This window comes from Rubrivirga sp. (assembly GCF_965213695.1).
Classification (GTDB): Bacteria; Bacteroidota; Rhodothermia; order Rhodothermales; family Rubricoccaceae; genus Rubrivirga.
In genome coordinates this window covers 228,198-242,004 of the sequence record NZ_OZ243912.1, presented here as the reverse complement: position 1 = coordinate 242,004, position 13,807 = coordinate 228,198, and the positions used below count along the sequence as shown (strand labels likewise).

Here is a 13,807-nt window from a genome sequence, read left to right as displayed (position 1 = left end):
CGGCGGCGCCCGCCGACGGCCGTGCGTCCGACGTACACTCCGCCATGTGTCCTCATCCCGACCTGTCGGGGCGCCGCCCCGACTTCGCCCGCGTCGACGCCCTCGACCGCCGCTTGGCCCGCGAGCGGCCCGTCGACCACGCGCGGAACCTCCGGATCGTGGAGGGGCTGCGACGAGAGGCCGTGGCCCTCGGCGTGTGGCCGCCCGCCGACCCGCTTGCGGGCATCGAGGTCGACGTCCGGTTGGCCCAGGCGTTCGCCGCACTTCGCGATGTTCGAGACGCTCCTCGCTAAGCTCGCCCGGGCCCTCGACGGCGGCGGCATCGCCTCGTGGGCATCAGCGGGCGGCGCCCTACTCCCGCTCTCGGGCCGGGCCGCGAAAGACCTCCCTTCGGTGCCACGCGAGCGACGGCTCGGCCACGCGGTCTCCCGAGCGTGCCGGCGCAGCGATGGGTCGGCCGTGGAAGTCGAGGAGCCACCTGCGGAAGCCGTCGCCCCCGTGCGCGTCCTCCGCGACCTCGACGACGATCTCCTTGCTCGACGCCTCCGCCAGTGTGAACGCGCCCCGGTCCATCAGCCGGTGGTGGAGCGCACAGAGTGCGACCCCGTTCGTCACGTCGTCCACGCCGTAGCCGCCGGCTTGGTGCCACCGGACATGGGCGGCATCGATCCCGACGAGCGTATTGCCGATCCGCGTCTCAAACCCGCAGACGGCGCACCGATAGCCGTACGAGCGGATCACGTTGGCGCGGAACGTGGGGTCTCGGCGGCGCTTCTTCGGCCTCGAAGTCGGGGCTACCGCTTCGAGGTCGAGCCCGACGGCGTCGAGAATGTCCTCGTGGATCGTCGCCGGGAAGTGGGCATCGAGCAAGGCGGACGCGGCCTCGGCCACCAACTCCGGGCGCTGCCGCAGGATGCGGACGACCTCAGGGGAGAGCCCGCCGACCGGGTTCCGCTCCCGGGCGTCGGTGAGAAACATGTCGCCGGAGGCCGTTCGGCGGACGTCGGCGTCGCCCTTGATGTCCCACACCCCGTCCGTCGTCAACCGCCAGAAGGGGAACGGTCGGTGGTTAGGGCTCGACGGGCCAAAGTCATCCAGAAGCTGGACGAGCGGACCCTCGACGTCATTGAACGGGAGCCGTTCGGTTCCCTCCGCGAACCGCGCCAGCGCGTACAAAAGCAGCAGCGGTTTGTGCGGCGCGCGCTTCCCGTTGGCCCCCCACTGCCGGAGGCCGGCGACGCGAGCGCGGAGCTCGTCGGGAGTCACCTCGCCAGGACGCCGAGCGCGCGGGCCCAGTGGCGGATGCTGCGGACCATGTTCTTGCCCACGCCGAACCGCGCGATGGCGGCGTCGGCGCCAAAGATCTCGGGGTCTTTCAAGGCCGCGTCGTAGGCCTTTTTCGGCCACCCGGCGCGGAGCGCGAACGTTTCGTGGCCGGAGAACTGGGGGCGGAGCGACATGGCGGCGGGGGGTCCCCGAACCTACGCCCTCCCCACTCGCGCCGACGGCTCCACCGGCGGGTTGGAGGCCTCGACGTTTGATGGCGTCGTACACTGACGTTCAGTTCTGTCAGGCGCACGTTCCCTCCCGTCCCACATGGCTGTCGACCCTCTCTTGCGCCGCAAGCGCGCCGAGATCCTGGACGTGGCGCGGCGCCACGGAGTCCGCTCCGTGCGGGTGTTCGGCTCGCATGCGCGGGGGGCGGCGCGCGACGACAGCGATGTGGACCTGCTCGTGGAACCGGGCGAGCGTCGGTCGTTCTTCTTCCCGGGCGGGTTGGTCGCGGACCTCGAAGACCTCCTCGGCACGCGCGTGGACGTGGTGACGCCGGCCGGCCTGCGCCCGTTGCTCCGAGACGCCGTGCTCCGCGACGCTCGGGACCTGTGATGACGTGACGGCTGTTCGGCAGATGCGTGACGACCTCATGCGCACAACGCCGCGCCTCAGGCGTACGCCTCCATCGGCGGGCAGGAGCAGACGAGGTTCCGGTCGCCGAAGGCGTTGTCCACGCGGGCCGTCGTCGGCCAGACCTTGGCGGCGCGGAGGCCCTCGGCGGGGAAGGCGGCCTGGCTCCGCGAGTACGGGTGCGTCCAGTCGTCGGCGGTGACCTCGGCGACGGTATGCGGCGCCATCTTCAACACGTTGTTGGCGGCGTCGGCCGTGCCGAGCTCGAGCTCTTGGATCTCGGTCCGGATCGCGATCATGGCGTCGCAGAACCGGTCGAGCTCGGCCTTTGACTCGGACTCGGTCGGCTCCACCATCAGCGTGCCCGCGACGGGCCACGACATCGTCGGCGCGTGGAAGCCGTAGTCGATGAGCCGCTTGGCGATGTCCTCGGCCGAGACGCCGACGGCCTGGAACGGGCGGACGTCCAGGATGAACTCGTGGGCCACGTAGCCCTTCGGCCCGCGGTACAACACGTCGTAGTGGCCGTCGAGCCGCCGCGCCATGTAGTTGGCGTTCAAGATGGCCGTCTGGCTGGCGCGGCGGAGCCCGTCGGCGCCCATCATGGCGATGTAGGCCCACGAGATCAGGAGCACGAGCGCGCTCCCGTAGGGCGCGGCGGCGACGGGCCCGATGGCGTCGTCGCCGCCGGTCGGGACGACGGGGTGGCCGGGCAGGAACGGCGCCAGCGCCTCGACGACGCCAATCGGCCCCATCCCGGGCCCGCCGCCGCCGTGGGGGATGGCAAACGTCTTGTGGAGGTTGAGGTGGCACACGTCCATCCCGAAGTCGCCCGGCCGGCACAGCCCGACCATCGCGTTCAGGTTGGCCCCGTCCATGTACACCATCCCGCCGTGCTCGTGGACCACGTCGGCGATCTCCCGGATCGTCCGTTCGAACACGCCGTGCGTGCTGGGGTACGTGATCATGAGCGCCGCGAGCCGGTCGGCATGCTGCTCGGCCTTGGCGCGCAGGTCGTCCATGTCGACCTCGCCTTTCTCGGTCACCTTGATGGCGACGACGTCCATCCCGGCCATGACGGCCGACGCGGGGTTCGTGCCGTGCGCCGAGGTCGGGATCAAGCAGACCGTCCGGGCGTCGTCGCCGCGCGAGCGGTGGTAGGCGCGGATCGTCAAGAGCCCCGTGTACTCGCCTTGGGCGCCCGAGTTGGGCATGAGCGAGACGGCGTCGAAGCCCGTGATCTCGGCCAGCCACTCTTCGAGCGTGTCGACGATCTCCTCGTAGCCCTCCGTCTGGTCGTCCGGCGCGAACGGGTGGACGTGGGCGAAGCCGGGGAACGTGACCGGCATCATCTCGGCCGTCGCGTTGAGCTTCATCGTGCACGACCCAAGAGGGATCATGCCGTGGACGAGCGACAAGTCGCGGTTCTCGAGCTTCTTGAGGTAGCGGAGCATCTCGTGCTCCGAGTGGTACCGCTCGAACGTGGGATGCTCGAGGAACGGCGTCGTCCGCGCCAGCGGCCCGTCGTAGCCGGCGTCATCGGCCTCGGGCATCAGCGATCCGCCGAAGGCGTCCACGAGGTCCGCCAGATCCTCGTCGGTGACAGTCTCGTCCAAGGCCACGCCGACCGTCCCGTCGGCGTAGCGGCGGAGGTTGATGTCGTGCTCGTCCCTCGCCACGGCGACCGCGTCGAGCTGAGCCGGGCGGACGCGCAAGGTGTCGAAGAAGTCGGAGTGGACCACCTCGTGGCCGGCGGCCCGGAGCGCCTCCGCCAGCCGCCGCGTCTGCCCGTGGACGTACTCGGCGATCTGTCGGAGCCCGTCCGGCCCGTGGTAGACGGCGTAGAACCCGGCGATGTTGGCGAGCAGCACCTGGGCCGTGCAGATGTTCGAGGTCGCCTTTTCGCGGCGGATGTGCTGCTCGCGCGTCTGCAACGCCATCCGCAGCGCCGTGTCACCGAGTCGGTCCTGACTCACGCCGATGATGCGGCCGGGGATCTTGCGCGCGAACCCGTCGGTCGTGGCGAAGAACGCGGCGTGCGGGCCGCCGAACCCCATCGGGACGCCGAACCGCTGGCTCGACCCGAGCGCCACGTCCGCGCCCCACCTGCCGGGCGCCTCGATCAGCGTGAGCGCCAACAGGTCCGTCGCGACGGCGAGGTAGCCGCCGACGCCGTGGACGGCCTCCGCGACCGCGCCGTAGTCGACGACCTCGCCGTCCGTCGTCGGGTACTGGACGAGCGCGCCGATCAGGTCGTCGGTCGGCGTGTAGCCGGCGACGTCGGTCACGACGACCTCGACGCCGACCGGCTCGGCCCGTTGTTGGACGACGGCGATGGTCTGCGGATGGCACCGCGCGTCGACGACGAACGTGGACCGCTTGCTGCGGTGGGCGCCGGCGAACATCGACAGGGCCTCGGCGGCGGCCGTGCCCTCGTCGAGCAGGCTGGCGTTCGCGACCGGGAGCCCGGTCAGGTCGCTCACGACCGTCTGGAAGTTGAGGAGCGCCTCCAGGCGGCCCTGCGCGATCTCGGCCTGGTACGGCGTGTACTGCGTGTACCAGCCCGGATTCTCGAGCACGTTCCGCTGGATGACCGGCGGCAGGATCGTCCCGTGGTAGCCCATGCCGATGTAGCTCCGGGCGGTCTCGTTGAGCGCGGCCAGGCCGGCGAGCTCGTCGAGCAGCTCGCGCTCGGACCGGGCGTCGGGCAGGTCGAGCGGCCGGCCGAGCTGGATGTCGGCCGGGACGGCGGCGTCGGTCAGGGCGTCGAGCGAGTCGAAGCCGAGGGTGGCCAGCATCTCGGCCCGCTCGGCGTCGGTCGGCCCGAGGTGGCGGTCGGCGAAGCGGTCGGGGTGGGCGGCGGTACGGGCGAGCGTCTCCATCAGGGCCGGGCGGTGGGGGGCGTGCGAACGGTACGCCAGATCTCCGGCCGTCGGTCCGCCGGCTGATCTCAGATCGGGTGATTTGTGATCGGGCGATTGGGGAGCCGACTGGGCGAGTGCGGTGGCCGTCCTGACCGCCGGCGACGCGCCGGACCTCCCCAATCGTCCATCGCCCGATCTAAAATCGCCCGATGCCACATCACCCGATGCCGAATCATCCGGCTGCTGCGCGCTCGCGGAGGGTGAGGAGCGCCTCCTGGGCCGCCTTCTGCTCGGCCGCCTTTTTCGAGCGGTCGGTGCCCTCGCCCAGCCGCTCGCCCTCGACGACGGCGGCGACCGTGAACTGGCGGTCGTGGCTCGGGCCCTCCTCCGAGACCACCTCGTAGCTCGGCTGCTCCAGGCCGAGGGCCTGGACGTACTCCAGGAGCCGGCTCTTGTGGTTGCTCTTGTCGGCCGCGGCCTCCTCCAGGCTCACGCACCGGTCGAGCACTCCGCACACGAACCGGCGCGCGGCGCCGAACCCGAGGTCGAGGTAGAGCGCCCCGACGATGGCCTCGAAGGCGTCGGCCAGGATGGTCTGGTTGGACCGGCCGTCGGAGCCGTCCATGTTCTCGCTCATCAGGATGAGCGGGCCGAGCCCGATGGCGTGGGCGTAGCCGGCGAGCGCCTTCCCGTTGACGAGCGTAGCTCGGGTCCGCGTGAGCAGGCCCTCGGCGCGGTCGGGGAACCGGGTGTAGAGCACCTCGGCCACGACGGTCCCGAGCACAGCGTCGCCCAGGAACTCCAGGCGCTCGTTCGACTCGGTCCCGTCGGTCGCCAGCCCCCGGAACAGCGAGCGGTGGCGGAGCGCGTGCTCGTACAGGTCGAGGTCGCCGATGGGCATCCCCACGAGGGCCTCGACGTCGCGGCGGGCGACGCCCCGGTCGGTCACCTCGTCGACGACCGGGGCCGGGCCGGCGGCGTGGGGCGGCCGGAACGCGCCGAGCCAGGACCGCACCAGGCGGGCGCTGCGGCGCAGAGTTCCGGAGGTCGACATGAACGCGAGCGGGTGAGCCCGGAATCTCTCCACCGCCGGCCGATCCCGCAACCGGAACGGCCTGGTTTTCAGGAAGAGGCCCTGCGGGTCGGGCGGGTCCGGCAGGTCGGTTCCCGAAGAGGGGCGGAACCCCGACCCGCGACGCCCGCTCAACCCGCCGAACCCGCTCAACCCCCGATGCCCACCACCGTCAACCCGGCCACCGAGGCCGAGATCGCGAGCTACGACCGCCTGTCCGACGACGGCCTCGACGCCGCGCTCGGCCGGGCCGCCGACGCCTTCGAGGCCCACCGACACGCCGCCTTCGCCGACCGGGCCGCCGCCATGCGCCGGCTGGCCGACCTGCTGGACGATCAGGCTGACGACCTCGGCCGGCTGATGACGACCGAGATGGGCAAGCCCCTGGCTCAGGCGGTGGCGGAAGCGGAAAAATGCGCCTGGGTCTGCCGCTACTACGCCGAGCACGCCGAGCGCTTCCTGGCCGACGAGCCCCGCGAGACCGAGGCCGCCCGGTCGTTCGTGGCCTACCAACCGCTCGGGCCGGTCCTGGCGATCATGCCGTGGAACTTCCCGTTCTGGCAGGCCTTCCGCTTTGCCGCGCCGACCGTGATGGCCGGCGGCGTGGGCCTCTTGAAGCACGCCGAGAACGTGCTCGGCTGCGGCGACCGGATGGCCGCGCTGTTCACCCAAGCCGGATTTGCCGAGGGCGTCTTTCAGCACGTCGTCATCGACCACGACCAAACGGGCGCGGCCATCGCCGACGACCGCGTCCGCGCCATCACGCTGACGGGGAGCGAGGCCGCCGGGCGGATCGTCGGGAAGCAGGCCGGCGCGGCGCTCAAGCCGAGCGTGCTCGAGCTCGGCGGCACCGACGCTTTCGTGGTGCTGGCGGACGCCGACCTCGACCGGGCCGTCGAAACGGGCGTCAAAGCGCGGACGCAGAACAACGGCCAGTCGTGCATCGCGGCCAAGCGGTTCATCCTGGAGCGGCCCATCGCGGCCGAGTACACGCGCCGGTTCGTCGAGCGGATGGAGGCGCTCGCCGTCGGCGACCCGATGGCGGACGTCGACCTCGGACCGCTCGCGCGGCGCGACCTGCGCGACGACGTCCAGGACCAGGTCGACCGGGCCGTCGCCGACGGCGCCGAGGTGTTGTGCGGCGGCACCGTCCCCGACGGCCCCGGCTTCTACTACCCGCCGACGGTGCTTGGCCACGTGGCCGAGGGGACGGTGGCCTTCGAGGAGGAGATCTTCGGCCCCGTCGCCTCGCTGACGGTGGCCGACGACGCCGACGACGCGGTCCGCCTGGCGAACGCGACGCGGTTCGGGCTGGGCGGGAGCGTCTGGACGCGGGACACGAACCGGGGCGAGCGGGTCGCGCGCCAGATCCGGTCTGGCGCCGTGTTCGTCAACGCGATGACGAAGAGCCACCCGAACCTCCCGTTCGGCGGGATCGGCGCCTCGGGCTACGGCCGAGAGCTCGGGCGGGCCGGCATCCGCGCGTTCGTCAACGCCAAGACGGTCTGGGTCGATTGAGGGCGGCGACCCTGCATGGTCGGGAGGACGTCGGGACGGGGCTCGTCACGTCCGCCCTACATCTGCCTCCGTCCTCTGTCCTGATACGAGCTCCGAGGGTCCGCTGTGCACGAGGGAGCCGGCGCGACGGCCCCCTCACCCTGTCCCTCTCCCAGTAGGAGAGGGGACGTCGCCGGCGAATGCGTAGCCCGTCGGGCGAAACCAGATGATCCTTCCTCAGGGCTATCGCATTCTCCCCCCTGTCCCCGCAAGCGGGATGCGACACACCCTGAGCGCCAGCGAAGGATCTGCTGGACGCGGGCATTGAGCCGGTCGGGGCCACCGAGCAGTGAGCAGCTAGGTCCCCCGCCTTGGCTGCGCCGTCGCTTCGCGGTCGCGGGGGCAGGCTCTTCGCCAGCGGCGCGCGGGTAGGTGGACACCGTGCACGGTGTCCCTACGGGTCCCGTCGCATGGCCGGCGCGGCCGTGTCCGGTCGTCGCCCTCTGCCCTTTCCCAGTTCCCCCTTCCCATTTCCTCGCGAGCACCGCGAGCGCACGCTACCTTGCGGCCTGCTCTTTCACCCCGCCTCAGGTTCCGCGTGCGCGCGGACGAATAGGGAATCCGGTCCCCCGCCTCGCGCGGCCACTCCGGAGCTGTACCCGCAACTGTAGGCGGCCCGCCGTCGGTGCCGACGCCCGCGACCACTCCTGCCCATCCGGCGCAGGGGGAAGGCCGGGGCCGAGCCGACGCACGTCCCCCGAGGGACCGGGCCGCGAGCCAGGAGACCTGCTTGAGCGCGACGCTCTCCACCGCCTCCGGGACCAGAGGCGCGGTGTGCCCGACGCGGACCGACTGGCCCGCGCGTGACCCCGTGCCTGCTTGAGGCATGGGGTTTTTTGATGCGCCTCCGCGCCCTCCTCCTGCTCCTGCTGGCGACCGCCGCCAGCGCCCAGCCCGACCGGCCCGCCGCCGACTCGACGCTGAGCGCGGTCACGGTGACGGCCGCCCGAGCGCCCGTCGCCACGGCCGAGGCCGCGTCCCGGGTGACGGTCATCGACCGCGCCGCGCTCGACGCGACCGGCGCCTCGACGGTCGCTGATGCGATCGAGGCGCGGTCGGCCGTGTTCGTCAAGCGCTACGGGCCGGGCGGGCTCGCGAGCCTGTCGCTCCGGGGGACCGGCGCGGCGCAGACGCTGGTGCTCCTCGACGGCCACCGAATCGCCGACCCCCAGCTCGGCCAGCTCGACCTGGGCCTGCTGCCGGCCGGCGTCGTCGAGGCGGTCGAGGTCGCGCACGGGGCGGCGTCGGCGCTCTACGGGACCGACGGGATCGGCGGCGTGGTCCAGGTCCGGACGCCCGACGCTGGCGAGCCCCGCGCCCGGCTCGACGTGCGGACGGGCGCCTGGGGCGAGCGCGGCGGCGCGCTTCTGTTGGCCGGCGGAGGCCCTCGCTTGTCGGCCGTCGTCGCCGTCGACCACGACGAGTCGACGGGCGACTACCTCTACGTCGACTCGACCCGGTTCGACCCGGCCACCCAGACGGTTGGCGTGACAGCGCCGCGCGCGAACGCCGACGTCCGCCGCGACGCGCTGTTCGGACGGATCTCCGGCGAGGCCGGCCGGTGGCGCGGCACGGCCGGGCTGCTGGCGACCGACGCCGAGCGCGGCCTCTTCGCGTTCTCGGGCGTCTCCCAAGCGCGGCAGACCGACCGCGCGCTCCGCCTGTGGACCGACCACGCCGTCTGGCTCGGGCGCACGCGGCTCCGCGTCGGCGGGCTGGCGCAGGTCGCGTCGCTCCGCTACTTCAGCCCCGCGTCGGGCCTGGACGACATCGGGCGGACTCGAGCGGGCTCGCTCCGCATCGAGGCCGACCAGGCGATCCGGGTCGCTGGCGGAACGTGGCACCTCGCGGTCGGGGCCGAGACGCGCGGTGGGCGGGCCGAGCACCCGAGCCTGACCGACGACGCGGACGAGACGGCGCTGGCGGCGTTCGCGAGCGCCGTCGGCCAGCACGGCATCTTGAGGGTGTACCCGGCCGTCCGCGCGGACCGGGTGGCGGCGCCGACCGGCGAGACGCTGGCGGCGCTCAGCCCGCAGCTCGGCCTCAACCTCCGCGCCCTTCCGGGCCTGTGGCTGAAGGCGAGCGCCGGCCGGGCCTTCCGCGCGCCGACGTTCAACGACCGCTTCTGGCAACCCGGCGGCGACCCCGGCTTGCGCCCCGAGCGCGGGTGGACGGCCGATGCGGGCGCGGCCACCCAGACCCGCTGGGGATTGGCGACGCTCGCGGCCGAGGCGACGGCGTTCGCCAGCGCGCTGAGTGACCAGATCGTCTGGCGTCCGGGCCGGTTCGAGGACGGCTTCTACTGGGCGCCGCGAAACGTCGGAACCACACAAACGCGCGGGGCCGAGCTCTCGGGCCGCGTGCGCTTGGACGGCGGCCGAACATGGCTGGAGACGGGTGCGCTGGCGACCTGGACCGACGCCCGCGACCGGACCGATCCACAAGCGTCGTCCTTCGACCAGCGCCTGGCCTACGTCCCCGACCGCCTGGTCCGCGCCGACCTCGCGCTGGGAGCCGGCCCGCTCCGGCTCGACGCCGGGCTCGAACATACCGGCACGCGCGCGACGGCTAGCGACGGTTCGACGTCGCTGCCGCCCGCGACCGTCGTCGACGCCGGGCTCTCGGGCCGGCTCCGGCTTGGGCCGGCCGCCGCCGCGCTCGCGGTCCGCGTCGAGAACGTGTTGGACGCGCGGTACGCGATTGTCCGCCAGTACCCCATGCCGCCGCGGCACGTCCGCGTGCGGCTCACCCTCACCTCGCTGTAGCCATGTTTCGTTCGCCCCTCCTGTTTCTTCTGCTCGTCGTGTCCGCTTCGGCACAGGACTACGACGCCCTCATCCTGAGCCAGGGCGCGTTCGGCGCCCAGAACAGCGCGGTCGACCGCGTGGGGACGGACGCCAACGGGGTGTTTGTGAACTCGCTCGCGGCGGGCCGGATCTACACCCAGGGCGCGGCGATCATTGGCGGGCGGCTCTACCTCACGGCGGGCTCGTCGTTCGCCGGCACGAGCCGGATCGACGTCTACGACGTGGCCACGGGTCAGATCGTCGGGCAGACGACGGAGGGGCTCCTCAACCCGCGCTACATCGCCGAGGTCGCGCCGGGCAAGGCGTACGTCACGAACGCGGACTACGGCGAGGGCCCGTCGTTCGTCACACCGTACGACCTGGCGACGGGCGCCGTGGGCGACCGGATCGAGGTCGTGGGGACGCCCGAGGACGTCACGCTCTCGGGCGGGCGGGCGTTCGTCGCCCTCGGCGCCTTCGGTGGGGCCGACTCGCTGGCCGTCTTGGACCCGGCGACGGACGCGCTCGTCGGCTACGTCGATATCGGATGCTCGGCCCGGTTCGCCATCGACACGTTCGCGGCGCTGTGGGCCATCTGCACCGACACTGACGAGGCCGTCGCGCTCAACTCGGAGACGTTGGAGGTGACGCAGCGGGTCGCGTTCGACGCCGAGATCGGCGACCCCAACGGCTCGGGCCAGGACGCCGCCCCGCTCCTGTTGCCGCGCCCGACGCGCCGGCCGGCCGGCGCGTTCACAGAGGAGACGGGGGACGCCGTCCTCATCTCGTCCGACGCCGGTCTCATTGTCCTCGATGAGTTTGGGAGATTCGAGATCATCCCCATCGACGGCCTCGACACGCGGCCCATCACGGCACTCGCTGGCGACACACCCAACCTGCGCTACTATCTCGGCCGGCCGGACGCGAGTGCCCCGTTCGAGGCCCGAGGCTCGGTGACGGTCTACAGCTTCGAGGGTGACCTGGTGGCGCAGGTCGATGTCGGCGTGTTTCCGTCGTATGCGGTGCCAAATCCAGACTTGTTCGGACCCATCGCGACGGAGAGCACTTCTGAGGGCGGGTTCGGGCTGGCGCTTGCGGGCCCGCACCCGGCCACCCAAACGACGCTGGCGCTCACGCTCGACCGCGCCGCCGACGTCCGCGTCGAGGTGTTCGACGTGCTCGGCCGGCCCGTGGCCCGGCTCGCCGACGGCCCGCTCGGCACCGGGACGCACCGGGTCGCCGTCGACGCGAGCCGGTGGCCGGCCGGGACGTACCTCGTGCGCGCGACCGCCGACGGGCGCGCGGCCACGCTGGCGCTCGTCGTCGCCCGATGAGGATCGACCGCTGCTACTGCTTCGACACGACGTTCGCCGCGCTCGCGGACGTCGCCCACAAGACGGGCGCCGAGACGGTGGCCGCGCTTCAGGCCCACGCCGTGTTCGGCCAGAGATGCCGGCTGTGCCACCCCTACGTCCGTCGGATGCTGCGGACCGGGCGGACCGTCTTCCACCAAGTCGTGACCGAGGCCGACGAGCCGGAGCGGGTCGAGGATGGAGGGTAGAGGAAGGTGGTCACTGGCGGACCCGCCCCCACATCGCGGCCTGCGGTCCGCGTTGGGACGGCGCAACCGAGAGGGGCCGGATCAGCGCGCCTGGTCGGTGGGCAGGACGAGGACCTCGGCGACCGTCGTCGAGGCCGGGGCCGAGACGGCGTAGACGATGGACTCCGCGATCCGGTCGGCCTCGAGCGGGGTGAGCCGGGCGAACACCTTGCCCATCGACGCCCTCACCTCGGGGTCGCCGATGGCGTCGGTCAGCTCGGTCGCGACGGCGCCGGGCTCGACGCAGGTCACGCGGATGCCGTGGCTGGGCCCGAGCTCGGCCCGCATCCCCTCGGACAGCGCGCGGACGGCGTACTTGGTGGCCGAGTACACGGCGCCGCCCGGGTACACCCGCCGCCCGGCCACCGACGACACGTTGACGACGTGGCCGGCACGCTGCTCCAACATCGTCGGGAGGACGGCCTCGATGGCGTGGAGCACGCCCGTCAGGTTGACGTCGACGGTCTGGTACCAGTCGTCCGTCCGCAGGTTGTGGAGCATCGTGAGCGGCATCACCCCGGCGTTGTTGACGAGCACATCGATCCGGCCGAAGGCGTCGAGCGTCTGCTGCGCCAGCGCCTGGACGGCCTCGCGGTCAGTGACATCGGTGGGGACGGCGAGCGCGGTCCCGCCGTCGGCTTCGATGGCGTCCTTCAGGTCGACCAGCCGGCCCTCGCGGCGGGCGGCCAGGACGACGGTCGCGCCCTCCTTCGCGAGGTGGCGGGCGGTGGCCTCGCCGATGCCGGACGAGGCGCCGGTGACGATGACGACGGAGTCGGAGAGAGCGGGCATGAGAGGTCGGAAGGAGAGGGCGTCTCCCACCCGGGCCGGCCGCGCGCTGTTTCTCCGACCGCCGAGCGGCCGTCCCCCACGACGGCGGACGGCCGCTCGGTCGCCGGAGGTCGATCTCAGTCGGAGAGCCCGGCGATCTCGCCCGTCTCGACGTCGGCGCGGTAGCGACGCCCGCCGAGCACGATCTCGGCGACCCGGTCGCCGCGGCCGTCGGTCGGGAACGTGATCGTGAACGCCTGGTCGATCTCGACGGTCTCGGTCTCGCCGCCGCGCGGCGTCCGGGTGAGCGTGGCGACAAGCGTGCCCGAGACCGTCCCGGCGACGGCGCGGCGCCAGCGCCGCGTGACACCGGGCGGGCCCTGGACGCCGTCCAGCGTCGCGTCGAGCTCGTAGTCCAGCGTCCGAACGCCGCGGCGCCCGCGCAACGTGTCGCTGGCCGCCCGCTGGACGGTCCCGGCGACGGTCACGAGGTCCTGGCCGAGGTCGGTGACGGTGAGGTCACTCGTGAGCGCGTCGAGCGCGTGGACGCCGCGCGGCGACCGGAACAGGCTGGAGCCCGAGAGGACGTCGACCTCGACGCTCGCGGCGCCCTCGCGGCCGGGCAGGGGCTGGCCGTCGGCGTCGAGGAAGCGGTAGGTCGTGGTCCGCTCGAAAGTGGCGTAGAACCGGCCGTCGGGGTCGCCGCGCTCGCAGTCGGCGACGGCGGTCCAGACGCCGGTGGCCTCGTCGTAGGTCCGCTCGGCCTGGCAACCGGGGCGGGGGTCGGGGTGGCGGGCGCCAGCCTCGGGCGGGGCCGCGAGCGAGGCGGCCGAGGCGGCCTCTTCCAAGAGGCCTCCGGCGTCGAGCGCCACGGCGCTCGCGATGGCGGTGGCCGCGTCGTCGAGGGCGGCGGTGGCGAGGGCCGCGTCGGTCTCGGCCGCGTCGCAGGCCGCGAGGGCAAGGGCGAGGGCGCCGAGGGCGAGGAGTCGGGGCATGGGATCGGGAGGTGGGGAGCCCCAAGGTGGGGATCCAGACGGCGGGTCGTGTGTCGGACCTGTCGCGATTCGCCCCCCGCTCCGTCCCCGTTCCGTGTCGACGGCGGGCCGCTAGTGTCATGACCCCTTACTCGCGGGCCGTACCCCCCCGTCCGTCCGCCCCTCGCTGAGCCTGTGCTGAGCCCGGCCGAAGCGCTCAGCGGGCGGACGGACGGTCCCTCTTCGAGGGCAGGGCTGCTACGTTCTGTGGCAGATAC

12 protein-coding genes and 1 riboswitch are annotated in these 13,807 nt (G+C 72.7%); of the genes, 6 read left to right on the top strand and 6 right to left on the bottom strand.

Going from position 1 to position 13,807, the window contains the following annotated elements:
• Positions 1-44 precede the first annotated feature (44 nt).
• Positions 45-293: a hypothetical protein gene (locus ACOOHE_RS01090; RefSeq protein ID WP_420455953.1), complete on the top strand. Its 249-nt coding sequence runs from the start codon at positions 45-47 to the stop codon at positions 291-293.
• 58 nt (positions 294-351) lie between these two features.
• Here the strand turns inward: ACOOHE_RS01090 and ACOOHE_RS01085 are convergent, their stop codons facing one another.
• A complete protein-coding gene (locus ACOOHE_RS01085; protein ID WP_420455952.1) occupies positions 352-1,266 on the bottom strand; it encodes a phosphorothioated DNA-binding restriction endonuclease in 915 nt (304 codons plus the stop codon).
• Entirely contained in the window at positions 1,263-1,460 is a 198-nt protein-coding gene (locus ACOOHE_RS01080) for a DUF4007 family protein (protein ID WP_420455951.1), read from the bottom strand. Before ACOOHE_RS01080 ends, ACOOHE_RS01085 begins: the two co-directional genes overlap by 4 nt.
• 136 nt (positions 1,461-1,596) lie before the next feature.
• Here ACOOHE_RS01080 and ACOOHE_RS01075 point away from each other — a divergent pair, with 136 nt between their 5' ends.
• Positions 1,597-1,887 carry a nucleotidyltransferase family protein gene (locus ACOOHE_RS01075; protein ID WP_420455950.1) on the top strand — a complete coding sequence of 97 codons (291 nt, stop codon included), beginning with the start codon at positions 1,597-1,599 and terminating at the stop codon, positions 1,885-1,887.
• A gap of 56 nt (positions 1,888-1,943) precedes the next feature.
• Here ACOOHE_RS01075 and gcvP read toward each other — a convergent pair whose 3' ends face one another.
• Positions 1,944-4,787 carry an aminomethyl-transferring glycine dehydrogenase gene (gene gcvP / locus ACOOHE_RS01070; RefSeq protein ID WP_420455949.1) on the bottom strand — a complete coding sequence of 948 codons (2,844 nt, stop codon included), beginning with the start codon at positions 4,785-4,787 and terminating at the stop codon, positions 1,944-1,946.
• Positions 4,788-5,001: 214 nt separating this feature from the next.
• Complete coding sequence (gene rnc, locus ACOOHE_RS01065) at positions 5,002-5,784, bottom strand: ribonuclease III (protein ID WP_420455948.1); 783 nt, start codon at positions 5,782-5,784, stop codon at positions 5,002-5,004.
• 216 nt (positions 5,785-6,000) lie between these two features.
• Between rnc and ACOOHE_RS01060 the strand changes: the two genes are divergently transcribed.
• The 4 genes from ACOOHE_RS01060 to ACOOHE_RS01045 all read left to right on the top strand — a co-directional run bounded on the left by ACOOHE_RS01060 (position 6,001) and on the right by ACOOHE_RS01045 (position 11,745).
• Positions 6,001-7,359, top strand: a complete 1,359-nt coding sequence (locus ACOOHE_RS01060) for an NAD-dependent succinate-semialdehyde dehydrogenase (protein ID WP_420455947.1) — start codon at positions 6,001-6,003, stop codon at positions 7,357-7,359.
• A 551-nt stretch (positions 7,360-7,910) separates the two neighbouring features.
• Positions 7,911-8,147, top strand: a riboswitch (cobalamin riboswitch).
• A 90-nt stretch (positions 8,148-8,237) separates the two neighbouring features.
• Positions 8,238-10,163 (top strand): TonB-dependent receptor plug domain-containing protein, encoded by a 1,926-nt coding sequence (locus ACOOHE_RS01055; RefSeq protein ID WP_420455946.1) that lies wholly within the window; start codon positions 8,238-8,240, stop codon positions 10,161-10,163.
• 2 nt (positions 10,164-10,165) lie between these two features.
• Positions 10,166-11,518 carry a T9SS type A sorting domain-containing protein gene (locus ACOOHE_RS01050; protein WP_420455945.1) on the top strand — a complete coding sequence of 451 codons (1,353 nt, stop codon included), beginning with the start codon at positions 10,166-10,168 and terminating at the stop codon, positions 11,516-11,518.
• On the top strand, positions 11,515-11,745 hold the full coding sequence (locus ACOOHE_RS01045; protein ID WP_420455944.1) for a (2Fe-2S)-binding protein: 231 nt from the start codon (positions 11,515-11,517) through the stop codon (positions 11,743-11,745). The genes ACOOHE_RS01050 and ACOOHE_RS01045 overlap by 4 nt, the downstream gene beginning before the upstream one ends.
• 81 nt (positions 11,746-11,826) lie before the next feature.
• Here ACOOHE_RS01045 and ACOOHE_RS01040 read toward each other — a convergent pair whose 3' ends face one another.
• A complete protein-coding gene (locus tag ACOOHE_RS01040) occupies positions 11,827-12,576 on the bottom strand; it encodes an SDR family oxidoreductase (RefSeq protein WP_420455943.1) in 750 nt (249 codons plus the stop codon).
• 116 nt (positions 12,577-12,692) lie between these two features.
• Positions 12,693-13,550, bottom strand: coding sequence for a hypothetical protein (locus ACOOHE_RS01035; protein ID WP_420455942.1), 858 nt, complete (start codon positions 13,548-13,550; stop codon positions 12,693-12,695).
• Positions 13,551-13,807: the final 257 nt, after the last annotated feature.